Source organism: Ideonella lacteola (assembly GCF_038066555.1).
GTDB classification, from domain to species: domain Bacteria; phylum Pseudomonadota; class Gammaproteobacteria; order Burkholderiales; family Burkholderiaceae_C; genus Ideonella; species Ideonella lacteola.
This window is the reverse complement of record NZ_JBBUTG010000037.1, coordinates 1-19,397: the sequence shown is the minus strand read 5'-3', so window position 1 is coordinate 19,397 and position 19,397 is coordinate 1. Positions and strand designations below refer to the sequence as shown.

General features: G+C 68.1%; 19 protein-coding genes. 12 read left to right on the top strand and 7 right to left on the bottom strand.

Annotated features, from left to right (window positions below; translation table 11 throughout):
- Nucleotides 1-11: 11 nt before the first annotated feature.
- Both AACH06_RS28865 and AACH06_RS28860 read right to left on the bottom strand, forming a co-directional pair.
- Nucleotides 12-503, bottom strand: a complete 492-nt coding sequence (locus AACH06_RS28865) for a YfbM family protein (protein WP_341429282.1) — start codon at nt 501-503, stop codon at nt 12-14.
- A 62-nt stretch (nt 504-565) separates the two neighbouring features.
- Nucleotides 566-1,843, bottom strand: a complete 1,278-nt coding sequence (locus tag AACH06_RS28860; protein WP_341429281.1) for a serine hydrolase domain-containing protein — start codon at nt 1,841-1,843, stop codon at nt 566-568.
- 340 nt (nt 1,844-2,183) lie between these two features.
- Here AACH06_RS28860 and AACH06_RS28855 point away from each other — a divergent pair, with 340 nt between their 5' ends.
- The 8 genes from AACH06_RS28855 (at nt 2,184) to AACH06_RS28820 (ending at nt 10,221) form a co-directional block, all read left to right on the top strand.
- On the top strand, nt 2,184-3,296 hold the full coding sequence (locus tag AACH06_RS28855; RefSeq protein ID WP_341429280.1) for an acyltransferase family protein: 1,113 nt from the start codon (nt 2,184-2,186) through the stop codon (nt 3,294-3,296).
- Nucleotides 3,297-3,409: 113 nt separating this feature from the next.
- Nucleotides 3,410-4,051 (top strand): uracil phosphoribosyltransferase, encoded by a 642-nt coding sequence (upp, locus tag AACH06_RS28850; RefSeq protein ID WP_341429295.1) that lies wholly within the window; start codon nt 3,410-3,412, stop codon nt 4,049-4,051.
- On the top strand, nt 4,048-4,404 hold the full coding sequence (locus AACH06_RS28845) for a hypothetical protein (RefSeq protein ID WP_341429279.1): 357 nt from the start codon (nt 4,048-4,050) through the stop codon (nt 4,402-4,404). Before upp ends, AACH06_RS28845 begins: the two co-directional genes overlap by 4 nt.
- A gap of 42 nt (nt 4,405-4,446) precedes the next feature.
- Complete coding sequence (locus AACH06_RS28840) at nt 4,447-4,857, top strand: low affinity iron permease family protein (RefSeq protein WP_341429278.1); 411 nt, start codon at nt 4,447-4,449, stop codon at nt 4,855-4,857.
- 218 nt (nt 4,858-5,075) lie between these two features.
- Nucleotides 5,076-5,774: a response regulator gene (locus tag AACH06_RS28835; RefSeq protein ID WP_341429277.1), complete on the top strand. Its 699-nt coding sequence runs from the start codon at nt 5,076-5,078 to the stop codon at nt 5,772-5,774.
- Between the two features lie 25 nt (nt 5,775-5,799).
- Nucleotides 5,800-7,650, top strand: a complete 1,851-nt coding sequence (locus tag AACH06_RS28830; protein WP_341429276.1) for an ATP-binding response regulator — start codon at nt 5,800-5,802, stop codon at nt 7,648-7,650.
- A 170-nt stretch (nt 7,651-7,820) separates the two neighbouring features.
- On the top strand, nt 7,821-9,422 hold the full coding sequence (tagH, locus tag AACH06_RS28825) for a type VI secretion system-associated FHA domain protein TagH (protein ID WP_341429275.1): 1,602 nt from the start codon (nt 7,821-7,823) through the stop codon (nt 9,420-9,422).
- Nucleotides 9,403-10,221, top strand: a complete 819-nt coding sequence (locus tag AACH06_RS28820) for a PP2C family protein-serine/threonine phosphatase (protein ID WP_341429274.1) — start codon at nt 9,403-9,405, stop codon at nt 10,219-10,221. Before tagH ends, AACH06_RS28820 begins: the two co-directional genes overlap by 20 nt.
- A 41-nt stretch (nt 10,222-10,262) precedes the next feature.
- Here the strand turns inward: AACH06_RS28820 and icmH are convergent, their stop codons facing one another.
- The 5 genes from icmH to AACH06_RS28795 all read right to left on the bottom strand — a co-directional run bounded on the left by icmH (nt 10,263) and on the right by AACH06_RS28795 (nt 15,520).
- Nucleotides 10,263-10,937, bottom strand: coding sequence for a type IVB secretion system protein IcmH/DotU (gene icmH, locus AACH06_RS28815; protein WP_341429273.1), 675 nt, complete (start codon nt 10,935-10,937; stop codon nt 10,263-10,265).
- A 339-nt stretch (nt 10,938-11,276) separates the two neighbouring features.
- Nucleotides 11,277-13,412 carry an acyl-CoA dehydrogenase gene (locus AACH06_RS28810; RefSeq protein WP_341429272.1) on the bottom strand — a complete coding sequence of 712 codons (2,136 nt, stop codon included), beginning with the start codon at nt 13,410-13,412 and terminating at the stop codon, nt 11,277-11,279.
- A 162-nt stretch (nt 13,413-13,574) separates the two neighbouring features.
- Nucleotides 13,575-14,582 (bottom strand): D-2-hydroxyacid dehydrogenase family protein, encoded by a 1,008-nt coding sequence (locus tag AACH06_RS28805; RefSeq protein ID WP_341429271.1) that lies wholly within the window; start codon nt 14,580-14,582, stop codon nt 13,575-13,577.
- A 55-nt stretch (nt 14,583-14,637) separates the two neighbouring features.
- Nucleotides 14,638-15,039, bottom strand: a complete 402-nt coding sequence (locus AACH06_RS28800; protein WP_341429270.1) for a hypothetical protein — start codon at nt 15,037-15,039, stop codon at nt 14,638-14,640.
- Nucleotides 15,040-15,046: 7 nt separating this feature from the next.
- Complete coding sequence (locus tag AACH06_RS28795; RefSeq protein ID WP_341429269.1) at nt 15,047-15,520, bottom strand: hypothetical protein; 474 nt, start codon at nt 15,518-15,520, stop codon at nt 15,047-15,049.
- Between the two features lie 306 nt (nt 15,521-15,826).
- Here AACH06_RS28795 and AACH06_RS28790 point away from each other — a divergent pair, with 306 nt between their 5' ends.
- Genes AACH06_RS28790 through AACH06_RS28775 form a run of 4 tightly spaced genes read left to right on the top strand, consistent with a single transcriptional unit; the run spans nt 15,827 to nt 19,228 of the window.
- On the top strand, nt 15,827-16,693 hold the full coding sequence (locus AACH06_RS28790) for an MlaE family ABC transporter permease (RefSeq protein WP_341429268.1): 867 nt from the start codon (nt 15,827-15,829) through the stop codon (nt 16,691-16,693).
- Nucleotides 16,693-17,472: an ABC transporter ATP-binding protein gene (locus AACH06_RS28785; RefSeq protein ID WP_341429267.1), complete on the top strand. Its 780-nt coding sequence runs from the start codon at nt 16,693-16,695 to the stop codon at nt 17,470-17,472. Before AACH06_RS28790 ends, AACH06_RS28785 begins: the two co-directional genes overlap by 1 nt.
- Nucleotides 17,469-18,554 carry an MlaD family protein gene (locus tag AACH06_RS28780; RefSeq protein ID WP_341429266.1) on the top strand — a complete coding sequence of 362 codons (1,086 nt, stop codon included), beginning with the start codon at nt 17,469-17,471 and terminating at the stop codon, nt 18,552-18,554. The genes AACH06_RS28785 and AACH06_RS28780 overlap by 4 nt, the downstream gene beginning before the upstream one ends.
- Entirely contained in the window at nt 18,551-19,228 is a 678-nt protein-coding gene (locus tag AACH06_RS28775) for a PqiC family protein (RefSeq protein ID WP_341429265.1), read from the top strand. The genes AACH06_RS28780 and AACH06_RS28775 overlap by 4 nt, the downstream gene beginning before the upstream one ends.
- Nucleotides 19,229-19,397 lie beyond the last annotated feature (169 nt).

Below are 19,397 nucleotides of genomic sequence, written 5' to 3'. Positions count from 1 at the left end.
CCCCGGCAGATTCAGCACACCCACTGCAGCACCGCGTCGCCTCGGGCGGCGGCGTCGCGGTAGAAATCGAGCAGGTGGGTGAAGTGGTCGAGCAGGTACTGCAGCGCCTCTTCGCCGTCGCGCCGCCAGATGGCATCCGGGTAGATGCGCAGCGCTTCCATGGCCTGGGGGTCGTAGCGCGCGCTCAGATCGTCGACCGTGAGGCTGTCCAGTGCAGCGGTGAGCCGCACCACCTGTTCGGCCGTCAGATAGCGGGCGGGGCCCATGCCCAGGTCGGGCCCGATCTTGGGTTGTGCCATCACGGCCCAGCAGAAGGGCTCACGGCCCTCCCAGGCGGTGCCGGTGAGCAGGTAGTGGATGCCGTGCCACGCCTTGTCCACATCGGTGGAGTGGGGTGGCTCGGCCATCCCGTTGTCCGGCACCAGGTAGCGTTCAACCTCTTCGGGCGCTCTTTGCAGCCGAGCCAGCGTGGCAGGCGAAACGGCGGCAAAGCACACTGCCATTCCCATTTTTTGTCATCCCTCCAGAAACCGGAGGGAGTATCGGGCGGATGGCTGACAAGTTGTTACGGGGCAATCACTGAACCGTAAATCATGTTCATCAGCACCGAGCGGTAGTGGTCGCGCTGTTTGATGGACTGGATCATCAGCACCACCCACAGATCCGTCTTGGGATCGACCCAGAAGAGGGTGCCTGCAGCGCCGTTCCAGTGGTAGGTGCCGGGCTCTGAGGGGTTCACGGCTTCGCCGGCCGCGGTGCGCACCGCGAAGCCCAGGCCGAACCCATAGCCCGGGCCGGGCAGGTACAGCGGGGTGCGGATGATGTTCGCGCCGACATGGTCGCTCGTCATGAAGGCGATGGTCTTGGGGCTCAGGATGCGCTGGCCGTCCAGCGTGCCGCCATTGCGCAGCATCTGGGCAAAGCGTGCGAAGTCCATCGCGGTGGACACCAGGCCACCGCCACCGGATTCGCCTTTGCGCTGCACGCGCGGGTCGCCCATGTCGGCATTCAGGCCGAGGTTGCGGTCGTGTTCGAAGGGCTCGGCGATGCGGCCTTGGCGGGCGCGGTCGGTCACGTAGAACGAGGTGTCTTTCATGCCCAGCGGCTCGAACAGCCGCTGCTGCAGAAACTCGCCCAGGCGCTGACCCGACACCACCTCGATCACCCGGCCCAGCACGTCGGTCGAGTGGCTGTAGTCCCAGGTGGTGCCGGGCTGGGCCGCCAGGGGCAGGCTGGCCAGGCGGTCGGCCAGGCCAGCGTTGTCCAGGTCGTCGAGCAGATGCGCCTGATCGTAGGCGGTGCGCACCAGCGAGTTGCCGAAGAAGCCGTAGGTGAGCCCCGAGGTGTGGCGCAGCAGATCGTGCACGGTGATCGGGCGACGGGCCGGCTCCAGCGCCAGGGTGGGCGGTGCGCCGTTGAGGCCGGGCTTCTCGACGCCGACCTGCACCTGCCCGAACGACGGGATGTAGCGGCTGACCGGATCTTCCAGCTTCATGCGGCCTTCTTCGACGAGGATCATCGCCGCCACGCTGGTGACGGGCTTGCTCATCGAATAGATGCGGAAGATCGCGTCGCGCTGCATCGGCAGGCCGGGCACGGGCCCCAGATCGCCCACCGCGTCGTACTGCACCACTTTGCCGTGCCGCCCCACCACCAGCACCGCACCCGGGATGCGCCCCTCGTTCACCCCCGACATCAAGGTGGCGGTGATGCGGCTGAGCCGCGCGCTGGACAGGCCCTCTGCCTCGGGCTTGCTGCGCGGCAGATCGGCCGCGTGCGCTGTAGCCAGCAGCAGGCTGCCCGCCAGGCACAGGGCGCTGGCGAGTGTCTTCAATACCTTCATCCGGGGTCTCCTCCGCGCGGTGCGCTCGATGGGTTGTGGGGCGCAGCATCGCACGGGCGAGGGCCTGCTCAGGAACGTTCGGGTTACGAACGGGTTTCAAGCCGGGGCAAGGGATGGGCGCAGCGCCGTGTGAAGGTTCGTGAAGCGGCCGTCAACGCAGATTGCCGGCTGTGTCGGCGCGGGTGAAGCTCGGTGTGTGCATTTAAACCGTTAGGCCCAGCAGTGGTGGCGAATCGTGGCACCCGCGCTGGGCTTGTTTCATTCACCATCTGATCCAAGTTTTCAAGATGTAAGTCCTGTTTGCTGAGAACCTCGCTGGAAAATATTCGGCGGAGGTTCAATGCATCGAAATCTTTCGATCTATCTTGACCTGGTGCGCTTCCTCGCGGCGCTGATGGTGTTCGTGGTCCACGCCAACTACGAGCGGTTCACCGGTGGTATCCCGGTGCTGTGGCACTTCAAGGATCTCGGCAACGACGCCGTGATGGTGTTCTTCGTGCTCTCGGGTTTCGTGATCGCCTATGTCGCCGATCAGAAAGAGCGCACGATCGAGGAATACGCCGCCAGCCGGTTCGCCCGTCTGTATTCGGTGGTAGTTCCGGCGCTCATCCTGACGATGCTGCTGGACGCGGCAGGCTCGGTGCTGGAGCCCAGCTTGTATTCGGGCCGCTGGTATGAATACGACGACCCGCTGGTGCGCATCCTGGCCAGCCTGAGCTTCACCAACGAGCTTTGGTTCTCGTATACCCGCCCGTTCTCGAACGGTCCGTTCTGGTCGCTGGGCTATGAGGCCTGGTACTACGTGTTGTTCGCCGCGGCTCACTTCTTGCGCGGCCATACGCGCACCGTCGCGGTGGCCACCCTCTGCCTGATCATCGGGCCGAAGATCCTGCTGCTGCTGCCGGTGTGGCTGCTGGGTGTGTGGGCCTACCGCTATTCGGCGCGCGTGCCCTTGGGGGCAGGGCAGGGGGGCTTGCTGTTCGTAGGCTCGATCGCCGGGTATCTGGCCTTCCGCCTGAACGGCGGCCCCGACGAGCTGCTCGAGTTCAGCAAGGAGCTTTTCGGCACCGAGTTTCTCTACGACAAGCTTTCTTGGTCGCGCAAGTTTCTGTCCAGCTATGTCATCGGCGCCTGTGTGGCAGCCAACTTCGTGGGCGCGGTGGCACTGGCGCGCCGGCTGCCGAGGCTGCCGGTTTGGATGGAACAGCCCATTCGCTACTGTGCCGGTTTCACGTTCGCGCTGTACCTGATGCACTACCCCTTGCTGCAGTTCTTCGCGGCGCTCACGGTGGCCGTGGGGCTGGAGCCGTATCGCCTGGCGGTGGTGGGCTTGGGCCCGCTGGCGGTGGTGTGGTTGCTGGGTGGCAGCATCGAGCGGCAGAAGGGCCCGCTGAAGGCGTTGTTCCTCTCCTGGTTCGATCGCGAGCAGCAGCCGGCGATGCGCGTGCGTTGAGGGGGCGGGGCTGCCGCGCGCGTTGAGCAGGCGGGCTGGTTTGATGCGCCGCAGCGCCTGGCCCGGGCTGCGTCACTACACTGGCGGCCTTGCCCACTGACGCCACGGATGCCATGCCCGTCATCGCCGTTTCGCACCCCCTGGTGCGCCACAAGATCGGTCTGCTTCGCGAAGCCGAGATATCGACCAAGAAGTTCCGCGAGCTGACGGGCGAGCTGGCTCGCCTGCTGGCCTACGAGGCCACCGCCGATTTCCCGCTCGCCAAAGTGACGATCGAGTGCTGGAGCGGCCCCACCGAGGTCGACCAGATCGCTGGCCGCAAGGTCACGGTGGTGCCCATCTTGCGGGCGGGCCTGGGCATGCTCGATGGCGTGCTCGACATGGTGCCCAATGCCAAGGTGAGCGTGGTGGGCCTGAGCCGCAACCATGAGACGCTGCAGCCCGAGCACTACTTTGAAAAGTTCGTCGGCAAGCTGGACCAGCGCACCGCACTCATCATCGACCCGATGCTGGCCACCGCCGGCTCGATGATCGCCACCATCGATCTGCTCAAGCGCCGGGGCTGCAAGGACATCCGCGCGCTGGTGCTGGTGGCAGCCCCCGAGGGCATCGCCGCGCTGGACCGGGCGCACCCTGACGTGCGCTGCTGGACGGCCGCGGTCGACGACCACCTGAATGAGCACGGTTACATCATCCCGGGGCTGGGCGATGCCGGCGACAAGATCTTCGGCACGAAGGACGAGGGCACGCTGTGACCGCGGGGCGATTCCGCTCGGTGGTGGCCCTGGCAGCGCTGGGTGCGGTGGCTTGGTTGGCCAGTGGCTGCACCCAGGAGCAGCAGAACCAGATTCGGCGCGACATCCAGAACTGGACGGGCACCGATGGCGTGCTGGAGGTGTATGCCGGCAACCAGGTGGTCAAGCGCTTCCTGAAGATCGACAAGCTGTCGACCGCGCTGGGCACCGATGACAAGCAGCCGCGGCACTACCGCTACGGCTACGGCGTGCTGGATGACAACCTGAATGGCCAGGTGGATGCGGGCGAGAAGCGGGTGTACTTCGAGATCGGCGAGTACAACGCGTATGTCTTCTTCGAGAACCCCAAGTGATGAGCGTCGCCGGCCGCGGCCGGTGCCGCGTGTGAGGACACGATGAGCCGCACGAGCTGGTATTCGCGCTTTGCCAAGGCCTCTTCCCGGTTTTGCGGCCGCCCGCGCACCTTTGCCCTGGCGATAGCGGTGATCGTGGTCTGGGGTGTCACCGGCCCCTTGTTCGGCTTCAGCGACACCTGGCAGCTGGTGATCAACACCAGCACCACCATCGTCACCTTCCTGATGGTGTTTCTCATCCAGAACACCCAGAACCGCGACACCGAAGCCATCCAGATCAAGCTGGATGAACTGATCCGAGCCACCCGCGGGGCCCACAACGCCTTGCTTGATCTCGAAGAAATGGACGACGAAATGCTGGGGGCGTTTCGTTTGCGCTACGAACAGTTGGCCGAGGCGGCGCGCCGACAGGTGGCCCAAGGCGGACCGGACACGGATTCTCCCGAGCCTTGAGAAAAGGTTTCCACCCCTCGTGCGATGATGCGTCCGTCTGACGCGTTAGGTCAGCAGCGGGGAAGCGCCCCCAATGTCCTAGCAGGCTGACCCTTCTCGCGCAGTAGGGATTACCTCCCTACTTCTTGGGGTGTGAGGAGGTTCCGCTGGGCCTATGATTCAGGGTGTAACGCCTGCTGGCGCTTCGACGAAGCGTACGGCTGGTGAGGGAGCGTCAGATGCAAGAAGCTTTTCGCCACGTATGCGAGAGCTCGTCGTCGGTTGCAATGGCCCCCACTTACGGGACAGCCGTTTCACCGAAACGGGTTCTCCTGGTCGACGACCACGAGTTGGTCAGAGTCGGCGTCAAATCCATGTTTGTCGAACTGGACGGTACACCCATCGTCTGGCTCGACGCGGGTTCACTGCAGGAGGCGCTGGCGGTTTACGCCAGCGATGAAGGCATCGATGCCGTCCTGCTGGATCTGAACCTGGCCGACTGCAAGGGCCTGCAGGGGCTCAGGCAGTTCATCCAGGCCTATCCGAGTGCGCGCATTGCCGTGTTCAGCGGCACGCAGGACGAATTCGTCGTGCGGCAGGCGCGTGCGCTCGGCGCTGTGGGCTATGTGCCCAAGGGCGCTACGGTGGTCGAGGTGAAGAACACCTTGTCGTCGTTGCTGTGGCCGCAGCGGGCGCGCAACCAAGTGTGCTCAGGGCCGCTGTTCCCACGCTTTCCGGCCTCGGCGATGTACGACCGTGTTGCCGAGCTCGGCTCGCGGCACCTGGACATCCTCGAGCAGGTGCTCTCGGGGTGCAGCAACCAGGAAATCAGCAATGCCACGGGGCTGTCTCTGGGCACGGTGAAGAACTACGTCTCATCGCTGCTGCTGGCGCTGGACGTGAAGTCCCGGTCGCACATGATCAGCTTGTTCCGTTGACGCGCGAGCGCTTCGGGTTGTCGTGGTGAGTGCGCTGTTGAGCGGTATCGGCCCGGTGGCGGCCTCTGCGCTGTCGCCGGCGGTCGAGTTCGTGGCGGTCTCTGGCAGCGGTGGCGTGGCGGCCGACGTTGAAAGCCCCGCTCAGCGTGAGCGCCGTGCGGTAGAGCGCCGTCTCAAGGATTCAGCGCTGCGCGCTGTCGCCACGGGCACGCCCGTCCTGGTGTTGCCACTGCTGATGCAATCGGGTGTGGCGGCGGTGTTGGCGGGCGGGCCATCGGGCCTGGGCTCCTGGTCGAGCGTGGTCGCCTGGTCGGGCGTCGTGCTGTTGCTGGGCCTCGGCTGGATGAGCATGGCGTGGGCCGCTGTTCACCGTGCCACGTGGGTGGGCGACACCCGTCGCCAGCGACGGATGCTGGCCGTCTGCGGGGCGTGCTGCGCGGCCGCATCGCTGCTGCTGGCCAGCCTGTCGGCCTCGGCGGTGGCGCTGTGCATGCTGGCGGCACTGGCGCCCATCGCGGCGGTGGTGCTGGTGCCGATGCGCGAATCCTGGACGGCCATCGTGCTGTGGGCGGTGGCACCGGCCACCATCCTCGGATTGCGTGAGGGCTTGGGGGGCCCTGCTGGGCCCTGGCCGCTGGCGGGGTGCGTGGCGTTCAGCGCCAGTGCCCTGTTGGTGGCGCTGTGGCGATCGGGCCAATGGGAGCACGACCAGCGAGCCGTGATCCAACGCGACGATCAGCTGCGTGAAATGGCGGCCGCGCGTGACGCCGCCCGGCGGGCCGAGCAGGAGAAAACACGTTTTCTCGCCACCGCCAGCCACGATCTGCGGCAGCCGATGCATGCCCTCGGTCTGTTTGCCGCCACGCTGGAAAAGCGTCTGCATGGCGCTCCGGAAGAGCCGCTGGTCCAGAACGTGATGCGGTCGATCGAGGGGCTGGACCGTTCGTTCAACGTGATGCTCGACATCTCGCGGCTGGATGCGGGCACAGTCGAGCCGAACGTCCACCACTTCCCCCTGCGTGACCTGTTTCGCCGTCTGCACATGCAGTACATCGGCCAGGCCGAGCAGGCAGGGCTGGGCTTGCGGTTTTCGGCGGGCTGCAAATCTGTCCGCAGCGACCCGCAACTGCTGGAGCGCATCCTCGGGAACCTGATCCAGAACGCGATCAAGTACACCGAGCGAGGGGGCATCGCCGTGGTGGCACGCAGCACATCCACGCATGTCAACGTCGAGGTGTGGGACACCGGCGTCGGCATCGCACCGGCCGACCTGCCGCGGGTGTTCGAAGAGTTCTGCCAGGTGGGTCGCTATGGGCGGGTGCGCGCCCAGGGGCTCGGCATGGGGTTGGCGATCGTCAAGCGCCTGGCCGGTCTGCTCGGCCATCGCCTCACAGTGCGCTCGCGGCCGGGCGGCGGCACGATGTTCCGCGTTGGCATTGCCATGGGTGAGTTGCCGGGCATCGAGGAAGAGACCGTCGCAGCCGATACCTTGCCCATGCCGGTGCTGCAGCCGTGTTCGGTGCTCGTCATCGATGACGAGGCTCCGATCCGTGATGCATTGCGGCTGCTGCTGGAAGAGTGGGGCTACGACGTCGTCTGCGCCGCGACCACCCACGAGGCCGAGCGCACGGTTCGATCGCGCGCGATGCCCCCCGATCTGATCTTGAGCGACTTGCATCTCGGCCCGGGGCCGGACGGCATCGCCGCGATCGACGCGGTGCGCCGCGCCTACGGGTATGAGGTGCCTGCGATCCTGGTGACCGGCGACACATCGCACGACGAGATGAGGCGCGCCACCGACAGTGGCCATACGGTGCTGTTCAAGCCGCTGCAACCCCGCAAGCTGTTCAACGCCTTGCATGGCTTGGCGAGCTGAGAGGGTGAGGGTCTTTCGCCGATGCCCGCTTTCAGCCTCTGAGGCGGAATGATCCGCGGCCTGGCGGGTGTCGGCCGCGGATCACAGGTGACTTTAGGACATTGATCCATGCCAGGGGCGCGCCGACGATGCGCCATGGCCTGCCCGACGTGGCACAACGGTGACCGACCATGACCCTGACCCTGCGCGTGCTTTCACTGAACGAGCAGCCGCTGATCCAGCCTGTGGTCGCCCAGTTCGGCCCGCAAGGCGGCACCATCGGCCGCGCCGACCACAACACCCTGGCCTTGCCCGACCCTGAGCGGCACATCTCGCGCCAGCAGGCGCAGATCTGCCCCACGGAGCATGGCTACTGCATCGTCAATGTCGGCAGTGCAAACCCGATCGCGGTCGGCGGCCGGTCGGTCGGCCGCGGCGAATCTGCACCGCTGCGCCATGGCGACCGCCTGATCGTCGGAGGCTACCTATTGGAGGTGTTCGACGACGCCCGTGCCGCGGCAGACGGCCCCACCTTGCTTCGGCGTGACTCGCCACCCGCGACGCGGCGCCAAGTGGCCGGCTTACGTGCTCAGCCACGCTTTGCCGACGCGCTGAGCGACTCCACGATTTCGGAGGGCCATTGGCCTGGGCACTCTCCGGGGCATTCCCCGGGGCTCCCGCCGTTGATGGCCTCGCCACCGCTGCACCCGATGGGCCGCCCAGGCTGGCGATCACGCGATGAGGATTTTGTCGAAGGCGCGCTGGCCACGCTCACCGACGTGGTGGCCCAGGTGAACCTGCCCAGCCACGTCGCCACCCGCCCGCCCTTGTTGACCACGCCGGTGCTGGACGCGCGGGCTGAACTCCGCTGGGTCGATGGCCCGCCAACGCCGCAAGCTCAGCGATGGCCCGAATGGCCTGAACGTCCTGTCCAATCGGCCCCTCGGTCGGAGCCCCCGCGCAGCCCCGCCGAACGCGAGGTGGCCACGGTGCCTGGCACGCTCGAAGCGGTGCTGCATCAGCGCGCTGACACCAGCGTGCCGCTGGCCGGGCCGCCGCCCGAGCCGGTGTGGGCCAGCCCTGTCCTGCGGCCACTGGGGGCGGCTGCCGATGAAGCCGATCGCACGCCGTTCCAGGCCCCCGAGGGGCCCACCGCGTTCGAGGCCACGCGGCCCGTGCAAGCTGACCCTGGGCGTGCCGAGTTGTGGCGCGCATTCTGCGAGGGGGCGGGCCTGGCGCCGGAGGCGTCTTCCAGCCTCACGCCGGCGGCCATGCAGCGCATCGGCCAGTTGCTGCGCACGTCGGTGGCGGGTTGCCTGGAGCTGCTCGCGTTGCGCGCCGAGGCACCGCTGGGGCCGCGGCCTGCCCAAGGTGGCGACACAGCGCGACGCAGCAACCCGCTCATGTACTCGTCCGATGCGCCTTCGGCGTTGAAGCGCCTGCTGGAGCCGCCCTTGCGCGGCTTCATGGACGGCCCCGATGCGATGGATGACGCGATGCATGACCTGATCGGCCACGCCGCGGGCTCGGTGGCTGGCCGAGGGGCGGCGCTCGATGGTGTGTTGCAGCGGTTCGCCCCGGCGGCGCTGGAGGACGCGCTGGTCGAGCGCGCACTGCAGGGCAGCGTGTCACCGATCAACCGCCAGGCAAGGTTGTGGGAGCTGTATTCGCAGCACTTTGAATCGCTGCGCGACGAGGCGCATGACGATTTCCAAACCACTTTCGGCACGGCTTTCGCCTGCGCCTATGAACAACAGCTCGAACGTTGGGAGCGTGACCAGAGTGCTGCTTGAGGCTGCGACGCGGGCGGTGCCGCGAATCTCGCTGGCCAGCGTGAGCCAGATCGGCAGGCGCCGCGCCAATGAAGACGATCTGCGCTGTGGCCAGGTCGAATCGGGTTGGTATGCGGTGCTGGCCGACGGCGCGGGCGGTCACCGCGATGGCGCGGTGGCCTCGGCCCGGGCCGTGCAGGCGCTGGAGGCCCGTTCGATCTCGCGAATGGGCGACTGGTCGCCCCAGACGCTGGACAACGCGATGCACACGGCGAACGCCGAGGTGCTGGTGGGGCAGGACGGCCGGGCCATCTGCGATCGCATGCTGACCACCCTGGTGGTGCTGTGGGTGGATACGGTGCGGCAGCAGGCGCTGTGGTCGCACGTGGGCGATTCGCGGCTGTATCGGCTGCGCCATCGCCGCGTCGATTTCGTGACCCGCGACGACAGCGTCGTTCAGGACATGCTGGACGCCGGCCTGCTCACCGCCGCACAGGCTGAGCGGCACCCGCACAAGAACCAACTGGTGGCCGCCCTCGGCCTGGACGGCCTGCTGGAGCCGCACACCGTGCGACAGCCGCAGCCGATCCAGGACGGCGATGCCTTTCTGTTGTGCTCCGATGGTTGGTGGGACAGCCTGACGCCGCGCCAGATCTGCGACAGCCTGACGCTGGCGGGCTCTCCGCAGCACTGGTTGCAGCTGATGCAAGACGACATCCGGGCTTGCAGCATGCCCTACCAGGACAATTTCAGCGCCGTCGCGCTGTGGGTGGGCGACCCGCACCAGGAGCCGCACCAGGAGTCGCACCGAGGCGCCTGACGCGTCGGCGCTGGCCGGGGGCGATGGCCCCGGTTCGGGCGCTATGCCGGCGGGGCGCCGGGGGGCAGCGGCGAAACGCCAGCGGTCGCGCCGGGCATTGCGGGTTCGCTGAACAGCGCCTGGCGCAACCCACGCAGCCTGACCAACCCCTCACCGATGGCGTTCACCAGCCGCTTCGTCCAGGACGCTTCGGCGGCGGGGCTCACCTCGGCCGCCATGGCGGCGGCCGCGGCCGAATCGAGTGCCGTACGCTGAACCGCGATCAGCTGTGTCAAGCGGTGGTGCAGCCCGCGCAGATCGGCCTGCCCGTCGGCTGCCCGCCGGTAGGGGCCCTCGAAGCCCAGGGCCAGCGTGCAGTCCATCAGCTCCAGCAGGTCCAGATTCGCTGCCGGTTCTTGCGACATCCGGTTCAGCAGCACGAAAACCTTGGCTCCGCCGCCCGGCTGGTTGTGAAAGGTGGCCAGCAGGTTGTGGCGCACCCAACCGTCCGGATGGCCCGCCAACACGTCGGTGGCCACCTCGTCGAGCAGCGCGCACAGCACATAGCGGGCGGTCATCACGCGTTCGGCGGCCAGGCCTGCCGCGCGCGCCCGCGCCGAGAAGTCACGCAGCGCCTGGGCCAGTGCCTGGTGCAGCACGGCGGGGTCGGCCAGCGGGCGGGCCGCCCGCAGGGCCGGCACCGCCATCAGCAGTGGGCGCGCCAACTGCAGCAGCAAGTTGGGTCCCGCGTGCGAGGGTGGGGCCGCGCGAGGTGCGCTGCGCTCAGGCCTTGAGCTGCTGGCTTGGCTGGCTTGGGGGTGGGGCGCCGGGGCAGGGGGAGCCGGCGCAGGCACCAAGGGTTGAGTGGCCACGAAGTCGGGCAACGGAGCCCGCCCCGCCTGCCGGGAACGCCCTTCACCCATCCACCCGCTGTGCGTCACATCGACCATCGCCACGCTGTGCTCCTGGTGCCGGCTTTCAGAATAAGCAGGGCCGCCGCGGTGAGGCGGTGACTTAGGTAACCGTGGTCTCGGTGGGGCTGCCCTGCGCCCGGTGACGCAGGCCGCCGAGCCGGCTCACCCGGCGAAGTCGTCCACCCGGATGACGCGTTCGGCGGCGCGCAAATAGGCGAGCGAGGCCTTGGGGTTCGGCAGACCGGCGGCCACGCGCTCAGGTGGGTCGCCGCGGCGCAGGGCCTCGTGCAGTTGCGGCAATGAATCGCCGACCTCTCGTGACAGCGCCAGCGCGTCCATCAGATCTCGCAGGCCACCGCCGGCCGGTTGGGCGAGATCGGGGCAAAGCCGCCCGATGAGGGTGGGGTCGCCCTGCAAGGCTGTGGCCAGCGAGAGCAAGGTCTCGTCGGCCACCGGCCGATGCAGGCGGCCGCGGCGCCACCACAGCGGTGCCAGCCCCCTCACGACGCGCGAGGGCAGGTTGGCGTAGAGGTGGTCGAGCGTGTCGGCGGCCTGCGCGAGCTGGGTCTGGATGGCCGCGCGGGCCAGCGGCAGCAGGCGGCCGTCGCCCTCCATCTCAAAGCGCCAGACCACGGCGCTGGCCAGGTACAAGTTCGAGAGCACATCGCCCAGCCGCGCGGACAACAGCTCCAGCCGCTTGAGACGGCCGCCGAGCAGCCCCATGGCGAGATCGGCGGTCCAGGCGTACACGGCGGCCAGCTGTGCGATCGCGGCGGCCTCTCGGCGCAGCTCGCGTGGCGGGGTGCCTCGCAGCGGCGCGTGAATGGCGCTGTGCCACAGGTTGCGGCAGAGGTGCGCCACGTGGCCTCGCAGCGCCCGGCCAAGGCCGCGCTCGTCGCTTGCGGCCACGGCGCGCATCTCATTGAGCACATGCGGGTGGCAGCGCACGGCGCCCTGGCCAAAGATGATGAGCGCGCGGGTCAGCACGTTGGCACCCTCTACCGTGATGGCGATCGGGGTGTGGCGATAGGCGATGCCCAGCAGGTTGCTCGGGCCCTGGATGATGCCTTTGCCGCCGAGGATGTCCATGGCGTCGGTGACGGCGCGGCGGCCCGCTTCGGTGAGCTGCACCTTGAGGATGGCGCCCGCCAGGCTGGGCTGCTCGCCTGCATCGAGGGCCGCGGCGGTGTAGCGCCGGGCGGCGTCGGTGGCATACAAATCGATCGCCATGCGGGCCACGAGCCCGGCCACCGCGTGGAATTTGCCGATCGGCAGCCCGAACTGCTCGCGGATCCGGCCATAGCCGTAGGCCACGAAGAGGGCGGTCTGCTGCATGGCCGATCCCAGCGCAGGCAGCGAGATGGATCGACCCGCGGCCAGGCATTCCATGAGCATGCGCCAGCCTTGCCCCACCTGCGCCTCGCCGCCGATCACCCAGTCCAACGGCACGAAGACCCGCTCGCCGTGGATCGGGCCGTTCATGAACGCCGAGTTCATCGGCCGGTGCCGGCGCCCGATCGACAAGCCGGGCGAGGGCACCGGGATCAAAGCGCAGGTGATGCCGAGCGCCTGTTGGCCAGCCGGCCGATCGGGGTCGATGGCCTGGAACGCCAAGCCGACCACCGTGGCGACCGGCGCCAGTGTGATGTAGCGCTTGTCGAAACTGACCTCGAAGCCTCGCACCATGCGGCCGTCCAGCATGCGTTCGCACAGCACGCCGGTGTCAGGGATCGAGGCTGCATCCGAGCCGGCGTAGGGCGAGGTGAGGCCGAAGCAGGGCAGCTCACGACCGTCGGCCAGCCGCGGAAGCCAGTGCCGTTTCTGAAGCTCGGTCCCGTAGCGCAGCAGCAGCTCGGCCGGGCCCAGCGAATTGGGCACCATCACCGTCACGGCGGCGGCCACGTTCACCGTGGCGATGCGGGCCACCACCGTGGCATGCGCTGCGTGGCTGAAGCCCAGCCCACCGAAGTCTCGCGGGATGATCATCCCGAAGAACCGACGCTCGCGCAGGAATTGCCACACCGGGGGCGGCAGGTCGCGCGCCTCATCGATGGCGAAGTCGTCCAGCATCGAGGTGAGCTCGGTCACCTCGCGGTCGACGAACGCCTGCTCGGTCTCGGAAAGCTGCATCGCGCCGCGCTGCCGAAGGGCATCCCAGTCAGGTGCGCCGCGGAACAGATCGCCCTCGAAACCCACGCTGCCCGCTTCGAGGGCGGCGCGTTCGGTGTCGCCCATCTGGGGCAGCGCGCGGGAAAACGGGCCAAGCGCTACCCGGCCGATCAGGGTGTCGAATGCCATGCGGCAGTATTCGCGGCCACCCCCATGGCCACTGAAGGCGATGCGGCCAAGGCGACGTCGGACAACGCCGCGTTCATGAGAAGAACGGGCTCTGCCAGGCGTCTCAGGCCCCCAAGCCAAGGCGGGGGCGAGGCGAAGCCTGTCGCACGGCCCCGCCCTCGGTCAGCGCAGCACTCTGAGCGCGTCTGGATTGACGATGTTGGTCGGCTGGCCGGCCACGAAAGCCACCACGTTGTCGAAGGCCGCGCCGAAATAGAGCTCGTAGCTGTCTTGCTCGACATAGCCGATGTGCGGCGTGCACACGGCGTTTTCCAGCCGCAGCAGCGGGTGGCCTTGCAAGATGGGCTCGGTTTCGAACACATCGACCGCCGCCATGCCGGGCCGGCCGCGGTTGAGGGCCGAGACCAGTGCCGCATCTTCGAGCAGCTCGGCACGCGAGGTGTTGACGAACAGCGCGGTGGGCTTCATGCGGCCCAGGTCACCAAGGGTGACGATGTGGCGCGTGCGGTCTGACAGGCGCAGGTGCACGCTGAGCACATCGCTTTCTTCGAAGGCCTGTTCGCGCGACGAGAAGACGGCGTAGCCATCGGCCAGCGCGCGTTCGCGCGATTCGTCACCGGCCCAGACCCGCACTTCCATGCCGAAGGCGCGCCCGTAGCCCGCCACGATGGCGCCGATCTTGCCGTAGCCCCAGATGCCCAGCACCTTGCCGCGCAGCTGCATGCCGATGCTGAAGTTGGGCGGCATCGAGCCCGATTTCAGGCCCGATTGCTGCCACGCGCCGTGCTTGAGGTTGCCGATGTACTGCGGCAGCCTGCGCATGGCCGACATGATCAGCGCCCAGGTCAGCTCGGCGGGGGCGTGCGGCGAGCCCACGCCCTCGGCCACGGCGATGCCGAGCCGGGTGCAGGCATCGATGTCGATGTGGGGGCCGACCTTGCCGGTCTGTGCGATGAGACGCAGCTTCGGCAGCTTTTCCAGCAACTGGCGGTTGAACTGAGTGCGCTCGCGGATGGCGACCAGCACTTCGGCGTCGCGCAAGCGGATGGACAGCTGACCCAGACCCTTGACGGTGTTGGTGAACACCTTGGCATTCAGGTCCTGCAGCTTGCTGGCGCAGCGCAGTTTGCGCACCGCGTCCTGGTAGTCGTCGAGGATGATGATGTTCACGCCCCGGATTTTGCACCGGGGGGTGGGCCGCTCTGCTCAAGCGGCCTTCGGAACGTCAGCGGATGTAGCCGTTGCGGCGCTCGCCGGGCATCGATTCCCACGGAGCGGGCATCGTCGGCGGCAAGGTCGCGCCGGGGTCGAAGCCAAAGGCTTCCGGGAAGATGCTGTCCAGGCTGCGATACAGCTCGGCGCGCAGGTGGCGGTGGCGTTGATCGTCCTGGCTCAGCGCGCGCAACACCGGCCCGCGCAGCAGCCACAGGTCCATCGGGTCGGTGGCCTGGCGCACCTGGTGGCGCAGCCATTCACCTTTGCGGTCTTCCAGCGGGCCTGTCGCACGCAGGAACAGCAGTTTCATCTCGACGAAGGCTCGCCGTGCGGCCATGCGGGCCTCGCGGTCGTGAGGCAGGCCGCAGAGGTTGAACTGCGTGTCGTAGGCCGTGTCTTCGAAGTCTTCCATGGCGGCCTCAGGCGTCGAAATGCTCCGGCCGCGACGTGGTCGACTTGGCAGTCGGCGTGGTACTGGCCGGGAAGTGGCGGTTGACGGACTGCAGCCGGCGGTCGGCCTCGGCCTGGCTGCGGTAGCGGGCGATCATGCTGTAGAGGTCGGCACGCAGGTGCCACAGCTCGCGCAGCGAGCGTGCAGACTGGCCGCGCCGCCGCAGGTCGCAGGCGTCTTCGGCGCTGAGGTCGGACAACGCGGCGGCGAAGTCGCGTCGGGCATCGTCCAGTGTCAGCTTGCGGTGCTGGATGGGCTCTTGCGTGCCACGGATCCAGCTCCAAAGCGTTTTCCACACGGGTTCGGCCTGGCCCCAGACAGCGGGCGGGCGAATGGCGGTGCGCTTCGGGCCGGTACCGGGGTTCGGGACGGAGCCGAGGATGCGGCGGAACAGGCGAGGGGCCTTCATTCCTCTTACATCGGACGGGGTGGCGTGCAACATGAGTCCATTGTTCGGTTCGGCCCCTGTTTCGAAGGCTTGAAAAGCCGGGCGCTGGGCGGCCTGTTTCCAATCGTGTCTGGCCGGTGACAGCCGGGTGACAGCTGGGTGAACCGCGGATGGCCCATTGGTGACAGGGCGGGCCTCCCAACACCACCCGCCGGCACCACCTTGGGGCTGAGGGCTCGGTCCGGTCGGCGGGGTGTCGGGGTGTCGGCGCTGTCCGACGTCTGAACCCGGGGTTCGCCGACGGCGGGGCCAACCTGGGGCACCTAGGCTGCCCACGCAACCCGCCCGAACCGCCACCCGATGGATGCCAACACCCTCTCAACCCATGATCCGCAAGTCGACAGGCCTCAGCAGGCCACGACGCCCGCCTGGCGAACGGCCGTGGCCGCGATCGGCCGCTGGACGCGGCGGTGGTGGGCCGACGGTGCCTTGACGCTGGCGTTCGTGGGTGAGGTGCTGCTGGCGTGCCGCCGGCTGCTGGCCGGCCGAGGATCGATGCGCTGGAGCGACGTGGCGTGGCAAGTCGAACAGGCCGGGCCGCGCAGCGTCGGAATCGTGGCCCTGGTCAGCGGCCTGGTGGGCGTGATCCTGGCCTACATGGGTGCGGTGCAGTTGCAACGCGTGGGGGCCCAGTCGTACATCGCCGATCTGGTGACCATCGGCGCTGTGCGCGAGGTGGCCGCTTTGATGACCGGTGTGATCCTCGCCGGCCGGGTCGGTGCGGCGTTTGCGGCCCAACTGGGCAGCATGCAAGCCAACGAAGAGATCGATGCGCTGCGGGCCCTGGGCATCGATCCGATGGATCACCTCGTGCTGCCGCGCCTGCTGGCCTTGCTCCTGGTGTCTCCGCTGCTGACCGCGTTTGCATCGGTCACCGCGATCCTGTTCGGCGGCCTGGTGGCGCTGACGGTGTTCGGCGTGCCGCCGATGGAGTATCTGTACAAGAGTGCCGATGCGCTCACCTTGCCGCATGTCTGGATCGGCATCGGCAAAGGCACGGTCTATGGGTTGCTCGTGGCGGCAGCAGGATGCCGGCAGGGCCTGAGCGCTGGTCGCAGCGCCGAGGCGGTGGGCGCCGCCGTCACGGCGTCGGTGGTGCAAGCCATCGTCTGGATCGTGGTCGCCGCCTCGGCACTGACCATCGCCTTTCAGCGTCTGGACTGGTGATGGACGACGCCCCCGCCAGCCTCCCGCCCGAACACGAGGTGCCGGTGCGTGTACGCGGATTGACGATGGCCTTTGGCGATCGGCTGATTCAGCGCGACCTCGACTTCGACATCCGTCAAAGCGAGGTGCTCGCGATCGCCGGGCGCAGCGGCTGCGGCAAGAGCACGCTGTTGCGCCACCTCATCGGCCTGCAGGCGCCCGCGGCCGGCTCTGTTTGCTATGGCGAGCAGAGCATTCACACGGACGACGAGGCCATCCAGGCCCATCTTCGGCGCCGATTCGGCGTGGCTTTCCAGTCTGGCGCGCTGTGGAGCTCGATGACGGTCGGTGAGAACGTGATGCTGCCGATGGAGATGTTCTCGGACGCGAGCGCTGCCGAGCGCGAGCAGCGGGCGCGCGAGAAGCTGACGCTCGTCGGCCTGGGCGAGCAATTCGCCGCCGAGCCCGCGTCGCTCAGCGGCGGCATGCGCAAGCGGGCGGCCATCGCCCGGGCCCTGGCACTGGAGCCGCAACTCATCTACCTGGACGAGCCGTCGGCGGGGCTCGACCCGATCACCTCGGCGGAGCTGGACGACCTGATTCGGCGGCTGCGCGACGAGCAGGGCGCCACGGTGGTGATGGTGTCGCACGAGCTGGACAGCATCTTCCAGGTGGCTGATCGGCTGCTGTTTCTGGATGCCGAGGAGAAGACGATGACTGCACTCGACGCGCCCCGGGCGCTGCTCGAACACGGGCCCGAAAGCGTTCGGGCGTTTTTGCGCCGGGGGAGGGCCGCATGAAGAAGAAGGCCAGCGCCACCACCATCGGGCTGTTCGTCGTCGGCGGCCTGGTGCTGCTGGTGGCGGGCGTCATCCTCGCGGGCGGTGGCCGCCTGTTCGCCCACAAAGAGCGGGTGGTGATGCACTTCAGCGGCTCGATCTACGGGCTTCAACCTGGGGCGCCGGTGGTGTTCCGCGGCGTGCGGCTGGGCAGCGTCAGCTCGATCGGGCTGGCCTATGACCGTGCCAGCGACGATTTCCTGATCCCGGTGGTGGCCGAGCTGGAATCTGCCTCGATTCAAGGTCTGTCGCAGACGCGGCGTGGAGACAGCGCCACCGCGCTGGTGGCGCTGATCGACCGGGGCATGACGGCCCAGCTGTCGATGCAGAGCCTGCTCACCGGGCAGCTTTATGTCGACCTCGATCTGCGCCCGCAAAAAGATAAGGAAGCGGTGCAGCGCGGCTCGGAGGGTGAGATGCTGGAGATCCCGACCACCGCCACCGCCATCCAGGCGCTGAAGAACCAGATCGACGGTCTGGACTTTCGCCAGTTGATCGACGACGTGTCGGCCATTGCCGGCTCGGCGCGCGCCGTGGTGGCAGGCCCGGAGTTGAAGAAGGCGCTGAGCGATCTGGCACAGATCACCGAGCATGTCCGCCGGCTTGCCGAGAGGGTCGAGGCGCGGTTCGATCCGCTGGCCGATGCGACCACGGCGACCTTGGGCGATGCCCGCCGAGCTGTCCGCCAGGTGGGCTCGGCGGCGGACGAGGTGGGCCAGACGGCGAAGCGGCTCGGCGGCGCGGCTGATGGGGTGAGTGCACTGGTGGCGCCCGATTCGGCGCTGATCCTCAAGCTGCAGGCCACCCTCGGTGAGGTGTCGGAGATGGCGGGCTCGCTGCGGCAGCAAGCAGGTGGGGACTCCGGGCTGGTGCAGAACGCCAACCAGGCGCTGCACGACGTGTCGCGTGCGGCGCGTTCGATGCGCGAGCTGGCTGATCTGCTCGAACGACACCCCGAAGCCTTGCTGCGCGGCCGTGGCGCTGCCGCGCCCCAGCGCGATTGGGAAGAAGACGGCGACAGTGCCGGAAAGGACTCATGGTGACAACGGTCGACGACGACAGCCGGTGGGGCATAGGTGGGCGCGCGGGGATGCCGCTGCGTAGGGCGGCGCTGACGCTGGCGATGGTGCTCGTCGCAGGCTGCGCCACGTCAGAGGCGCCGCCGCTGCGCTACCACGCGCTTCGCCTGGACCGGCCACAGGCGACGCCCGCGACACCCGCGCCGCCGCGCGCTGCGCCAGGCCCCGGTGCGTTCGCGGGCGCTTGGCAGTTGGTGGCCCCAGTTCGCTTGCCGGATTACCTGGACCGCGACGTGATGTGGGTGCCCGGCGAGGGCGGTGCGCTGGTGCCGCTGGACGGTCACCGCTGGGCCGAGCCCCTTCGCACGGCGGTGCCTCGATTGTTGGCCCACGACCTGGGCGACTGGCGAGGCGATGGCGCCGTCTGGGGTGGTGCCGTGCCCGCCGGCGTGGAGGTGGGGCGGCAGCTTCGGCTGGAGCTGCTGGAGTTCGGGGCGACCCCGGACGGCAAAGAGGTGGCCCTGCGTGCGAAGTGGGCGATGGTCGATCCGCACGGCGCGGATGCCCCCGTGCTGGGTGAGGTGCGGGTCATGGCCCCGGTGGCCAGCCGATCGGCCGGTGGTTTGGTGGACGCGCATCGGCTGGCGCTGTGGCGGCTGGCCGAGCGGGTGGCGCAGTCCGCCGCCGGCTCGCGATGATTATTCTTAAAAGCGAAATTGAAGATGAAGTTCTGTGGTGTTTATTTGGATTGGTTGAATATCTACAGTTGAGTCCATCGATGAGCCGCAACACAGACGACGACTCACCGAGGTTGGACAAGACGACTGCGTGACCCCGACGACAGCCGCCCTGCCCGGAAAAGAAGTC